Raw genomic sequence first — 13,698 nt, 5'->3', positions numbered from 1 at the left:
ACTTTAGATAGGATCATTTTTTTCGGATGCGGAAGAACAAATTGTTCAGATTAATAACACCTTTTTTAGATTTTTTCATAAATGCGGTGCTAACAAAATATCCCTCATTTTTTTACCTTTGCCAAAACCGTATTTTACATGACTGAAAAAATAGTAGTACTAGGTTCAAACGGACAGATCGGTACCGAGCTGGTAACCGCTTTGAGAAAGACCTATGGAGAAAGTAATGTTGTGGCCTGTGACATCCGCAGACCAGATTATGATATAAAGAATGCCGGACCCTTTGAGTTCGTGAATGTTTTGGAGAAAGAAACTTTAAACAGCATCTTTCAGAAATACAAACCGACTCAGGTCTATCTCCTTGCTGCATTATTGTCTGCAACCGGAGAACAAAATCCAAAACTGGCCTGGGATCTGAACATGAATGGCTTACTGAATATATTGGATTTGGCCCTGGTTTATAAGACGGCTAAGGTTTACTGGCCAAGTTCTATTGCCGTTTTTGGCCCTAATTCACCAAAAGACCAGACTCCGCAGTTTTGTGTAATGGATCCGAATACGGTATATGGTATCAGTAAGCTTGCCGGTGAACGCTGGTGTGAATATTACCATCAGAAATATGGTTTGGATGTCCGCAGTATCCGCTACCCGGGGCTGATCAGCTGGAAGGCCGCTCCAGGAGGAGGAACAACAGATTATGCGATCCATATTTTCCACGATGCGCTAAAAAAAGGAGGGTATTCTTCTTTTCTTTCTGCAGAAACGGAACTTCCGATGATGTATATGGACGATGCCATTCGCGGAACGATTGAGTTAATGGATGCTGAAGCCAGCAAAATCTCTATCCGTTCCAGCTATAATTTTGCCGGCGTAAGTTTTACACCCGAAGTACTTGCCGCTGAAATCAGGAAACATATTCCGGAATTTAAATTAACTTACACCGAAAATGATCCGCGCCAGCAAATTGCCAACAGCTGGCCGCGTTCTATAGACGACAGCTTTGCTGCGAAAGACTGGGCATGGAAGCCGGAATTTGATCTGGCCAAAATGACCATAGATATGTTGGATAACTTAAAAAGTAGTAAGTAATTATAGCTTGTAGATAACAATGGGAAGAGCATTCGAGTTTAGAAAAGAAAGAAAGTTTAAACGCTGGGCAAAAATGGCCGTTCAATTTACCCGTATCGGTAAAGAGATCGTGATGGCTGTCAAAGATGGTGGTCCTAGTCCAGACACCAACTCACGTCTACGTACCGCTATCCAAAATGCCAAGGCTGTAAATATGCCTAAAGACAGGGTAGATGCAGCAATTAAAAGAGCATCCAACAAGGATGAAAACGGATACGAAGAATACGTTTACGAAGGATATGCACAGCACGGTGTTGCCATTTTAATAGAAACAGCAACAGACAATACCAACAGAACTGTAGCCAATGTGCGCAGTTATTTTAACAAAACCGGTGGTACTTTAGGCAAAACAGGTTCCCTGGACTTTATCTTTAACCGCAAATCCATCTTCAGATTTTTACCAGGAGAAAAAGACCTGGAAGAATTGGAATTCGAATTGATTGATGCAGGTTTGGAAGAATTGTATCTGGAAGCAGATGAAGAAGGAAATGACATCGCAGTAGTACAAACTGCCTTTGAAGATTTCGGTAAAATGCAAAAGGCCCTGGAAGACCTTGGACTGGAAATGAAAAGTGCAAAACTGGAGCGCATCGCCCTATCTCATACTGCAGTAACTGAAGAACTGGCAGCAGATGTATTCAAGCTGATTGACAAATTAGAAGAAGATGATGATGTACAAGCTGTATATCACAACATGGAAGAATAAAATTCCAGTATATATAAAATGCAAAAAAGGTGTCCAAAAAATATGGACACCTTTTTTTATATCACCCCCTTTGAAATATGTACGGATGTTCACCTTCCGGTTAAAGCGCCTAAAAGAAATCAATATTACTCAGAAGAGGCCTAGGACTGTTTGCGCTTTTTCAGCGCGAATATTCCAGCCTCTGAAGAGTATATTTATTTCTTAAACCTATTTCTTCTTATGAGAAAACAACCACGGCAACAATTGCGGTTCAGCAAAAGCAGAATCCCAGCTGTTGTGATTGTCATCCGCATACAAAGTATATTTCACTTCCTTTCCAATAATCTTCATCTGGTCTGCAATCTCTTTCGACAATTCCGGGCTCACGACATCATCCTTTCCACCATGAAAAATCCACAAAGGAACTTTTTTATACCTGTTCACATTTGCAATATTATCCCCGCCACAAATTGAAATGGCAGCAGCGAACATCTTTGGTTCCCTTCTCAGAACCTCAAAAGTTCCCATACCGCCCATAGACAATCCCCCGATATAGACCTGATTGCGGTCAGCGTAAGGCTTATCCAGCATATTTTTAATCATTCCCAATAAAGCATGCATAGCCTTTGTCGGCTTTCCACCTTTTTGGAAATTAAACCGCTCTTTACCTGTCTTGTCCTGACTAAACTGAACATTTGACCAGAAATCCTTTTCCGGGCACTGTGGGAAAACCACAATAGCCGGGAATTTTTTACGCAGGTCTTTATTCAGAAACAGCTTACCTCCGTGAACCAGTTGTTTTTGGTTATCACTTCCACGTTCTCCACTGCCATGCAAAAAGAAAACCACCGGATATTTTTGCTGAGGATTAAAGTTTTCCGGAAAAAGGATCCGATACGCCAGTGTATCTTTTTTATTCAGATACAGACCTTTGTCGTATTTACTAAAATCCTGCGCTCCAGCCTGCAATCCTGCAACAGCAAATAGAACAGTTAATATAAGATGAGATGGTTTCATAAATGTATTTAATCAATTTCCAATAAAAATAAAAAAACCCGGCAGATATTTCGCCGGGTTTTAACCAATTTAATAAAATATTGACTTTTATTTAACCAAGGTGAATGAAGCTTCTGCAACATCCCTCGAGTTTGTGCCAATAAAAACTTTAAAATCACCAGGTTCGGCTGCATATTTTAATTCTGCATTATAGAACTTCAGATCATTTATACCGATAGAGAAAGTAACGGTTTTGCTTTCTTCCTTTTTAAGAAATATCTTTTGAAAACCTTTCAGCTCCTTAACCGGGCGGGTAATAGAACCATAAATGTCCTGGATATACATTTGTACCACTTCTTCGCCATCATAATCACCACTGTTGGTTACCTGTACAGAGGCTTGTAACTTACCTGCCGGACTCATCACTTTAGCATTCAAAGAAACAGGCGAGTAGCTGAAAGTGGTGTAACTTAAACCATAACCAAAAGGATACAGCGGGTCATTAGGACTGTCAATATAACGGGATTTGAATTTATCCAGCGGATCTCCAACATACGGACGACCAGTACTTTTGTGGTTATAGTACAATGGGATCTGTCCTACGCTTCTCGGAAAAGTAGCTGTCAGTTTTCCAGCCGGATTATAATTTCCAACCAGCACCTCAGCAATGGCATTTCCCGCTTCTGTACCACCAAACCAGGTTTCCAGAATAGCAGTTACATTGGCATCTTCCCATTCCAGAGTTAGCGGGCGGCTGTTCATTAACAAGAGTATAACCGGTTTTCCTGTTGCGGTAATGGCCTTTAACAAGGATTTCTGGTTAGGCAGCAAGTCCAGGTTGGTACGGCTGGTGGCTTCTCCACCCATAATTGCACTTTCACCCAATACCACCACAGCAACATCTGATTTTTTAGCTGCAGAAACGGCCTCTTCAATCAAGCGTTCCGGAGATTTCTCATCAGCTACAATATCAGCACCATTATTATTGATTTGTTTTAAGATAGAAGGATCATCAACCAGGTTAGCACCTTTAGCATAAGTAATGTCCATTTGTGGCGCATATTTTCTCAAACCTTCCAGAATACCAACCGCTTTTTTCCAATCTCCGGCAGCACTCCAGTTGCCAATCATATCCCGTTTGTTATCTGCCAAAGGACCAATCAGCGCAATTTTTGCATTACCTTTTAAAGGTAAAACATGATTGTTGTTTTTTAACAGAACCAGTGAAGCACGGGTAATGGCTTTCGCATCTAGTCTGTTGTTGTCGCTTAAAATCTCTTTCTGCGCACGTTCTTCACTGATGTACCTGTAAGGATTTTCAAACAGACCTAATTTATACTTAGCTTCCAGGATTCTGCGGCAAGCCTGATCAATCGTTGCCATGCTGATCTTTTTCTCTTTCAGAGATTCTTTTAACGTACCTAAAAAACCTTCGCCAACCATATCCATGTCTACACCTGCATTCAGGGCCAAAGCACTAACGGTTTTCAAATCACCCAGACCATGAGCAATCAGTTCCGGGATTCCCGTATAATCTGTCACCACGAAGCCGTTAAACCCCCATTGCTTACGCAGTACATCCGTCATTAACCATTTATTGGCTGTAGCCGGTGTTCCGTTAATGTCATTGAAAGAGGCCATCACAGAGGCTGCACCAGCATCTACTGCTGCTTTATAAGGAGGAAAATAATCATTGTACATTTTGTTCAGACTCATGTCTGTAGAGTTGTAATCCCTTCCAGCTTCTGCAGCACCATATAAAGCAAAATGCTTTACACAGGCCAGTATGGCATCCCTGTTAGACAGGTCATTGGTTTGATAACCTTTCACCATAGCCTTTGCAATCAGGGAACCCAAATAAGGATCTTCTCCCGAACCTTCAGACATACGTCCCCAGCGAGGATCTCTTGCAATATCCACCATAGGAGAGAAGGTCCAGTTTAATCCATCGGCGCTGGCTTCTCTTGCTGCAATTCGGGCACTCTTTTCAATCAGACTCATGTCCCATGTTGCACTTAAACCCAATGGAATAGGGAAAATGGTTTTATGGCCATGCACCACATCATAACCAAACAGCAAAGGAATCTTCAGACGCGATTTCTGGAGTGCCAGATCCTGTAGTTTTTTAACAGCTGCCGGTGTATAAGTATTGAAAACTCCACCAACAAGCCCCTTTTCGATTTTCTCATCTACACCCTGACTGAGTATAGGACCTGTAACGTCAAAGCCTACCGAAGGCAGGTTCAACTGGCCGATCTTTTCATCCAGTGTCATTTTAGACATCAGATTACTGATATAGGAATTCATCTTCTGATCTGCACTGGCTGCGGTTTTTTTCTTCTGTGCAAATACAGCACTTGAGCTAAAGAGCGCAGCCACTAAGAATAAGGAGGTCGCTTTTTTCATTAGTATATAATTGTTTTTATATGTGTGTTCTTTTTTATTTAATCAGTAAGGGCGTAATTTCTTTAATCCAGATGGCATAGCCCTCCGGTTTCATATGCAGCATGTCCTCCAGGAATAATTCTGGTCTCAGCTGGCCATTCTTCAGCATTTTGCTGTTTACATCTACAAAACGGGTATTTTTATAATGACCAAGGTATTCCTTGATGAGGGCATTGGTATGTATCATCGTTTCGGCATACTGAACCCTCGACGGACTGTTTTTTATGGAGATATACAATACCGGAACATCAGCAAATTTATTGCGGATATGGGTGAAAAAAGTGGCAAAACGGCTTAAAGTTTCCTGTGCGCTTACACCATCAGTTGCAATATCATTTTCTCCACTGTAAATCACAACCAGTCTTGGCTGATATGGATAAACCAGATCTGCAATATAAAAATCAGCCTGTGCCAATGTAGAGCCTCCAAAACCACGGTTTATGGCACCATAGTTTTTAAAAACAGTTTCCAGATCTGTCCATTTGGTAAAGGAGGAGCTGCCAACGAACAAGATGCCATTTTTGGAAGGCATGGCCACACTGTCCCTATGTTTAAAATCCTGGATCTCTTTCCAGAATGCCGGTTTTTGTTGTGCGGTCGATTGCTGTCCGGCAAAGATCAGCAAGGTCATTACAAAAAGATAAAATCGTCTCCTCATATGTTTAATTCACTTTCATTACAGGGCTTCGTTCAGAAACACCATTTTCATTTATGGCCTCAATGCTAAAATAATAAGCCTTTTCCTTATCCATTCCCTTGTACCAGTATTCGTTGGTGTTGTATACCATAATACTGTTGTAGAGTTTATCCGGCGATGTGCCCAGATAGAGGTTGTAGGCATAAGCATCTTTATTGGCTGTCCATTTGATCCAGGCACTGCGTTTGTCTTTTTCTGTTCTCAGCACCACCAGGTCTTTGACAACTGCTGGTTTTGGAACATCACTATTGCCGAAAACACGTAATCCGCTAATGGCAAATTTTCCCGTAGGCATATGGATGTTTTCAAGCTTAACAAAGCGTGCCTTAACCGGTTGCTCCAGCTCTATATAATCATGAGGAACATCCGTTTTGTTCTTGCTTTTATCGGCCAGAACTTTCCATTTTCTGCCGTCCTCGGAATACCAGAGTGTATACTGATGATAAATGCCCTGTTGTTTTCCTAAGAATTCCGCATCCTGATCTGCATAATTGATCTGGATGGCACGCAGGGTAGAAAGTCTGCCCAGGTCAGACTGAATCCATTCTCCTTTGTTTGCCGTCGCTGCACTCCAATAGCTCTGGATACTTTCGTCAACAGCATTGTTGGCTGCATAGGCGCCATAAGTGGAAGACACCTGTACAGGTTTATTGTAATTCAGCAGCATCCAGCCTGTGAAACCACTGGTTAGATGATCTGCTCCTTTAGTTGGAAGGTAATGTGGGTAATCGCCAAAAGCAGCATCCATATACAGTACATCATCTTTATCAAAGCCTGCGGGCCAGATTCCTATGCGGCGTTCAAAATTATTTTTAACGGCGATGACCATAGTAGATACATGCCAGTAATTGTTCCATTTATCTTGAAAAGTAGCCCCGTGTCCTGCACCACGCGCAAAGCCACCCGGTTTGTAAGAAAAAGGAAGAGACTGATGCTCAAAGGGGCCAAGTGGGGTTGTTCCAACAGCTACACCATCGGCATATCCACTGAATTCGGTTGCAGGGGCACCATATTGCAAATAGTATTTGCCATGGTATTTGGTCATCCAGGCACCCTCCATAAAAGGATCCAGGAAAGTGTTGTCCAGGTGTTCACCAAATCGCTGCCAGCCAAAGCGCTCTGGGTTTAAAAGCAAAAGCTCTTTCCTGGTGCCAACCGGCTGGAAAGTCTTTCGGTTCAGTTCTACACCGTATAAAGGATACACATTGCTGCTCCCGTTATACATATATAGTTTCCCGTCCTCATCTACAAAATGTGCAGGATCCCAGCCGCCAATTTCAAATTCGCGAACGGCTTCTTTCCATTCATTGGCCTTAGGATTGGTACTCATCCAAATCGGGAAATTACGGGAGTAAGTAGAACCGAACACCAGCATGGTATCTCCCTGTATCCAGACAGAAGGGGCACAGAGATCATCATATACCTTATGTTCCGGTCTTAAAAATGATTTGGAGACAAATTTCCAGTTATAAAGGTCACTGCTCCACCAGTAGCCCCACTGGTTAGTAGAAAACAAATAATAATCGCCTTTGTAATTTACAATCACCGGATCTGCAGTGGCGCGGTGCTTCCCCTGCTCCGCAAAATTGGGAATTGGGGTATAGCCATAATCCAGGTTAATTGGATTACAATAGGTTTTCTGCAGATGCTGAGCCATGACAGTTGTACAAACACCAAGCAAGCAAATCAGAACCGCGATATGTTTCTTTACATCCATATTAGGGCTTTAAAGAAGGGCTGGTGAAACCCAAATGATTTAATCCTTTTTGTACTTCCGGGCTATTCATAAACAATTTCCAGAGCAAGCCCGTTCTGTAATTTTCGATCATGACCACGATAGGCCCCTGATCTATACCTAAATATCTTTTTGGATACCAGTTATCCGTTTCAGAAAAAGCATCGTAAAAGCCATATTCGCCCCAGATTTTATCACCCAGATCTTCATATAAATGCCTGATCACCTGCATAGATTCTTTTGGTGTATATGGAATTGAAGATAATGCAGCCGTAGGAGAGATAACACCAAGGTCCTCATTGATGCTGTGTGCCGCATAGCCATTTACCGAATAGCTGGCGGTAAGGCCCCAGCAGTTTGCTGCATAACCTTTAAATTTCTTTGGGTTGGCCACGCAATAATCGCGAATGGCCAGAGTTTGATTGACATTGTTTTGCCAGTAATCTGCGTACTGGTCTTTCAGGCCCTTAGGATTTAAGCCTAAATAAGAGTAGTGTGCCCAGAAAAGTGGTCCTACAGAACCCTTAGCACCCTGATAGTCCAAAGAGATCAGATGCCCCTCTACTTTTATGTCGGTTTTAATTGCCCCGTTTCTAGCCCATCCTTCATGATAAGCAGCGGCTGGAATGGTATGATCGGGTGAGGAGGCCCCTACAACATACATAATTAAACATTCATTATAACCCTTTACCGGAAAATTCATTTCCCATTGGTATTGGGGCGACCAATGCCAGTACAGTACATTTTGTCCGTTTCTATACCAGTTATAGTCTATACCTTTCCATAAACCGTCTGCTTTTTTGGCCAACAGTTTTTCTTCGGTATTTCCATTCTTATAATATTCGTTGATACAAATTAAGGCCTGAGCCACAAAAGAGCTTTCCACGAGGTCACCTCCATTGTCTTTCTGCCCAAATGGTTTTACTTTACCTGTTTCACCAATAATCCAATGCGACCAGGCCCCATGGAAACGGTCTGCTGTGGATAGGAAATTCAGGATCTTATCCAGGCGTTTTAAACCCTCCTCTTTACTTACATAACCTCTGTCGATTCCACTTAAAATGGCCATAAGACCAAATCCTGTTGCTCCGGTGGCTACAATATTTTTATCGTTATCGGGATAAATATTATCCGAATGGAAGCGTTCTCTTGCAGCCCCTGAAACAGGCTCTGCACCCTTCCAGAAATACTGGAATGTTTGTTTCTGCACCAGATCTAGTAATTGCTCGTCTGTCAGGTTCTTTTTGATCTGCACAGGTGAAGTCGTCTGGTTCGTATCGTTTTGTGCCTCAGCAGGCTGAGGAACCATCGAGGAACAGGAAGTGAGGGCTAAGAACAGTAAAGGAAAGAGTCTAAGTTTAATCATATGCTCAAGGGATGAAAAAAGGCTGCTGACTTAGATCAGCAGCCTTCGGATTTATGTGTGTTTAGTAACCAGGGTTTTGGGTAATTAAGCCCCCTGAGATATCAATTTCAGTTTGAGGAACAGGCCAAACTTCATTTCTTCCTGCTTTCCAGCCTTTAGGGCCAAAAACTTCAGTTCCTCTACCCTGACGGATCACATCGAAATAACGATCATTTTCCATAGCCAGTTCTGAACGTCTTTCTTTCCAGATCGCTAAGCGCAGAGCCGTTTTGTCTGTTGTAGTCACTTTAGGTAGGATAGACGTATTTCCCTGACGGGCCCTGAACCTCACTTGTTCTAATGATGACAAGGCTTGTGAGGTATTACCTAATTCATTAGCTGCCTCTGCATTCATTAGCAATACATCTGAATAACGGAATATACGTACATTTTGCTGAGCCCCTTCATTGTAATTTGGTACAAACAAGGCAAAAGGCACATAAGACTTCTGGTTGTACATCGGGTTATCCCCAATTTCGGGAATCTTATCGCCTTCAGGAGTTGTTTCTCCTCTGAAAATAATGGTAGCGTCTCTTCTTGGATCTCCGGTTTCATAAGAAGCTGCGAGATCAGCAGAAGGAACGTTGAATCCCCAGCCACCGCCTGTGATTCCCCTTACACCTTGTACTTGAGAATATTGAGAATTTGATACATCTGCATTCCCCGGAACCAGTGCACATTGGATTTCAAAGATGGACTCTGAACTGTTTTCATTTGCAAGTCTGAATACTTGCTCATAATTAGGCAATAAAGAATAACCCAGGCCCATTACTGTATTGGTGTAGGATAATACATCGCTCCATTTTTTTAGATACATGGCTACTTTGGCATGTAAAGTTAAAGCAGCACCTTTTGTCGCCCTGCCAACATCTGCTGAACCATAGGTGGCAGGTAGTACAGCGGCGGCTTCATTAAGGTCCTTCTCAATTTGAGCATAGACTTCTGCAACCGAACTTCTGGGGATTTTGTATTGTGATACATCTGTTGGTACAGTAGTCCGTAATGGCACAGCACCAAACGCACGTACCAATCTGAAATAAGAGAGTGCCCTGACAAATTTGGCTTCTGCAAGATATCTGGCTTTTAACGACTCATCCATTTTTATAGCCGGTACATTGTCCAATACCTGATTTGTATAGTTGATATTGCGATACTGACCACTCCAAAAACCTGAAATATTTCCCTGATCAGGATCTATTGTGAACTGATCAAACTGGAGGAAGAAGCTGGCATCTGATGCTGTACTTCCTTTATCAGCATCATCAGAACCCATGTTTTCGATAGCAATAGCTGGAAATGCAGTGTTCTCCCAGGAGCGCAGGTTTCCATAAATGGCATTTACGCCTTTGAAGGCATCATCTGCCGTTTTCCAGAATACAGCACTTTGCTGTTGACCTTGTTGAGGGACATCTAAAAAGCTCTTTTTACAAGAAGGTGTAATTGCAATAGTAAGGGCTAAACCTATACCTAATGCTGCTTTTTTATATATATAATTATCTAATTTCATGATTTTGCAGATTAAAAAGTAAGGTTAATACCGAAGTTGTAAGTAGCAAACAAAGGATATACATCAGCATCTAAGCCACCATTTAAAGTTGTGTTTTTCAAAGTTGTTTGAATCTTTTCTGCGTTGTCAGTCGGTATTGGGCCAACTTCAGGGCTGAAACCTTTGTATCCGAAAATATTAATCGCATTCTGTGCATTAGCATAGAATCTGATTTTTTTGATCTTCCATTTGCTTAGGATGCTTGACGGTAAGGTGTAGCCTAACTGTGCATTTCTAACTCTGAAATATGATCCGCTGGATACATAGAAGTTGTTTGGAGCAGAGTTGGCTGATGCACCAATATTAGCAGAAGGATAGGTATTAGAAGTACCCTCACCGTGCCATCTATGGTCAAAGAAATCTTTAGTGATGTTCTCATTTCCATAACGATAGGCAAGATTCGCGTTATAAATGTCTACGCCTGCAACTCCTTGGAAATCTAAAGCCAAGTCGAAGTTTTTATAAGCAAAACTGGTATTGACCCCATAAGTATATTTAGGATTGGGATTCCCAATTACAGTTCTATCTGCAGAAGTAATTCTGCCATCACCATTTAGATCCTGATATTTGAACCCGCCTGGAGCTGCACTCGCTTGTGTTGGGGAATTTGCTACATCTGCGGCATTTTGAAAAATGCCAGCGGTTTTATAACCATAGAACATTCCAATTGGGTCGCCCGCAATTGTCCTGGTTGCTAATGAACCATTTGTTATACCAGTGCTTCCGCTATATATCGGAGTTAAACCAGAAAGTACAGATAGTACCTTATTTGCATTATAACCAATGTTACCACCTATTGAATAGGTAAGTCCGCCGCCAGTTACATCACTCCATGCTGCAGATAACTCTACACCTCTGTTTTGTATGTCGGCCTGATTACCAATAATTTGGTTGTCCTTGCCACCTAAGTCACCAGGTAATGGAATACCAAATATTGCTGCCGAAGTTTTTCTGTTATAAAAATCAGCTTCAACTGTTAGTCTGTTTCTTAGGAATGCAGCCTCTAAACCTATATCTGTACCAATTCCTTTTTCCCAAACAATAGCCGGTGGAACAAATGTGTTTACACTTGCACCAGGGACGATAATTCCACCAAGGTTAGCGGCAAGGTCGCCCGTTTGTGAAACAAGGCGCTGTGTTGGATTGATCGGAACGCTTGCATTACCAATTTTACCCCAGCTTCCTCTTAATTTCAGTGAACTGAATAAGGTCTGATCTTTCATGAAATCTTCGTTGGTAATCACCCATCCTGCACCTACTGAAGGAAAATAACCCCAGGTTTGACTTCCGAAAAACTGTGAGGCACCATCAGCACGTATAGAAGCATTCAGCATGTATTTGTTTTTGAAAGAGTAATTGGCTCTTGCAAAATAGGATGCAAATTTAATGAGTGAGCCACTGTCATTAACATTTCTTCCTGTCGGATCACCTAATGTCAGATATAAATCTGCCTCACTGTTAAATGGAACATTTTGAGCAGAGCCGTTTAATGTATAGGCCTTATTGCTTTGAGCAGATTGTCCTAATAATACGGTCAGGTTATGGTCTTCATTGAACGTGTTCTGATAGGTCAATGTGTTTTCTACGATCCAGTTCCTGGTTTCCACACGTTTTAGATCAAGCACGCTTCCGTCACTTTTCTGTGCATAGGTCGCATAATATTTAGGACTGTATTTTCTAACCTCCATTTGACCAAATTCACCACCAAAACTAGTTTTGAAAGTAAAGTGTTTTGCAAACTTTAATTCAGCAAACATATTACCAGTTACACTGTATTGTTTAGTTTGCTGATTGAAGAAGTCAATCGTTGCCTGGGGATTGAAATTTGCTCCATCACCCAAGTGCTGGTCGTTTGGATCTCCATAACTTCCATCTGCATTAAATACAGAGACAGTTGGTGCTGCTGAGTACAATTGGTGATAGATGGTTAAAGGAACATCATTCGACTTACCTGAAACACCGGTAATATTATAACCAACTTTTAGATTTTTGAAAATCTGAATATCATTTGAAACCCTCGCTGTATATCTCTTGTAGTTATTGGTTTTTACAATACCATCCTGATCCAGATAACCCAATGAAATGTTATAAGTTGATTTTTCAGAACCGCCACTAACTGATACATTGTGATTGGTTACAAAAGCATCACGAAGGATCTGATTGTACCAGTTGGTTCCTGCACCTAAATTTGACGTGTTTGCAAATACAGGATCTCCGCCATTTAAACTAGCCAATTCATTGGTAAATGTAGCATATTCGGTTGCATTAGCCATTTTAACCTGATTGGTTACTTTTTGAAAACCTGCATAAGCATCATAGTTTACTGTAGTTGGGGCGCCGAGCTTACCTTTTTTAGTGGTAATCAAAACAACACCATTTGCAGCACGGATACCATAGATGGACTGAGCAGAAGCATCTTTTAAAACACTCATATTTTCAATGTCACCAGGATTTAAAAAGTTAATATCGCTGTACCAAACACCATCTACAACATACAAAGGTGCCTGATTACCAAAAATGGTACCCAGACCTCTGATCCGAATTTGCGGTGTAGTACCAGGTGTTCCTGAATTGGTAATGGATACACCGGCAATTTTACCTTGTAATGCAGCTACGGGGTTAGTGGAAGCTTGTTTAGAGATTTCGTCTCCTTTTAAGCTTGCCACAGCTCCTGTTACATCAATTTTACGTTGAGTTCCGTATCCCACAACCACAACCTGATCCAGTTGCTGTGAAGCAGAAGCCAGGGTAACGTTGATGGTGGTTTGACCGGCAACGGCAACCTCTTGAGTAACGTAGCCGATGTAGGTAAACACCAGCGTACTGTTGGCCGGTGCGCTAATGCTATAGCGGCCGGCAGCGTCTGTCTGTGCTCCGGTTGTTGTACCTTTTACCATTACACTTACGGAAGGGATCGTTAATTTGTCCGAACCATCAGTAACCACACCTTTCACAGTAATATTCTGTGCAAAGGCGGCATTGATAAAAAGCAAACAAAGAAAAGTTAAAACAGAAAATTTTGTAAAGATTCTTTTCATGCTCGTATTATGTTTTGTTTAAT

At 41.8% G+C, this 13,698-nt stretch carries 9 protein-coding genes; 2 read left to right on the top strand and 7 right to left on the bottom strand.

Going from position 1 to position 13,698, the window contains the following annotated elements; genetic code table 11:
* Window positions 1-138 precede the first annotated feature (138 nt).
* Both R2S08_RS24855 and R2S08_RS24850 read left to right on the top strand, forming a co-directional pair.
* Complete coding sequence (locus R2S08_RS24855) at window positions 139-1,089, top strand: NAD-dependent epimerase/dehydratase family protein (RefSeq protein ID WP_316837657.1); 951 nt, start codon at window positions 139-141, stop codon at window positions 1,087-1,089.
* Between the two features lie 19 nt (window positions 1,090-1,108).
* Window positions 1,109-1,834, top strand: a complete 726-nt coding sequence (locus tag R2S08_RS24850; RefSeq protein WP_316837656.1) for a YebC/PmpR family DNA-binding transcriptional regulator — start codon at window positions 1,109-1,111, stop codon at window positions 1,832-1,834.
* Between the two features lie 207 nt (window positions 1,835-2,041).
* On the opposite strand, the gene R2S08_RS24845 is transcribed toward R2S08_RS24850, so the two are convergent.
* The 7 genes from R2S08_RS24845 to R2S08_RS24815 form a co-directional block, all read right to left on the bottom strand.
* Window positions 2,042-2,830 carry a prolyl oligopeptidase family serine peptidase gene (locus tag R2S08_RS24845; protein ID WP_316837655.1) on the bottom strand — a complete coding sequence of 263 codons (789 nt, stop codon included), beginning with the start codon at window positions 2,828-2,830 and terminating at the stop codon, window positions 2,042-2,044.
* 87 nt (window positions 2,831-2,917) lie between these two features.
* Entirely contained in the window at window positions 2,918-5,215 is a 2,298-nt protein-coding gene (bglX, locus tag R2S08_RS24840) for a beta-glucosidase BglX (protein ID WP_316837654.1), read from the bottom strand.
* A gap of 34 nt (window positions 5,216-5,249) precedes the next feature.
* Window positions 5,250-5,912 (bottom strand): GDSL-type esterase/lipase family protein, encoded by a 663-nt coding sequence (locus R2S08_RS24835; protein WP_316837653.1) that lies wholly within the window; start codon window positions 5,910-5,912, stop codon window positions 5,250-5,252.
* A gap of 4 nt (window positions 5,913-5,916) precedes the next feature.
* Window positions 5,917-7,668: a family 43 glycosylhydrolase gene (locus R2S08_RS24830; RefSeq protein WP_316837652.1), complete on the bottom strand. Its 1,752-nt coding sequence runs from the start codon at window positions 7,666-7,668 to the stop codon at window positions 5,917-5,919.
* 1 nt (window position 7,669) lies between these two features.
* Window positions 7,670-9,052, bottom strand: a complete 1,383-nt coding sequence (locus R2S08_RS24825) for a glucoamylase family protein (protein ID WP_410479537.1) — start codon at window positions 9,050-9,052, stop codon at window positions 7,670-7,672.
* A 61-nt stretch (window positions 9,053-9,113) separates the two neighbouring features.
* Window positions 9,114-10,598, bottom strand: coding sequence for a RagB/SusD family nutrient uptake outer membrane protein (locus R2S08_RS24820; protein WP_316837651.1), 1,485 nt, complete (start codon window positions 10,596-10,598; stop codon window positions 9,114-9,116).
* Window positions 10,599-10,609: 11 nt separating this feature from the next.
* Window positions 10,610-13,675 (bottom strand): TonB-dependent receptor, encoded by a 3,066-nt coding sequence (locus tag R2S08_RS24815; protein WP_316837650.1) that lies wholly within the window; start codon window positions 13,673-13,675, stop codon window positions 10,610-10,612.
* Between the last annotated feature and the right edge of the window lie 23 nt (window positions 13,676-13,698).

Origin of the sequence: Pedobacter nutrimenti, from assembly GCF_032678445.1 — a bacterium.
Classification (GTDB): domain Bacteria; phylum Bacteroidota; class Bacteroidia; order Sphingobacteriales; family Sphingobacteriaceae; genus Pedobacter; species Pedobacter nutrimenti_A.
The sequence above is the reverse complement of the archived record's forward strand: the minus strand, read 5'-3'. Positions and strand labels throughout refer to the sequence as shown.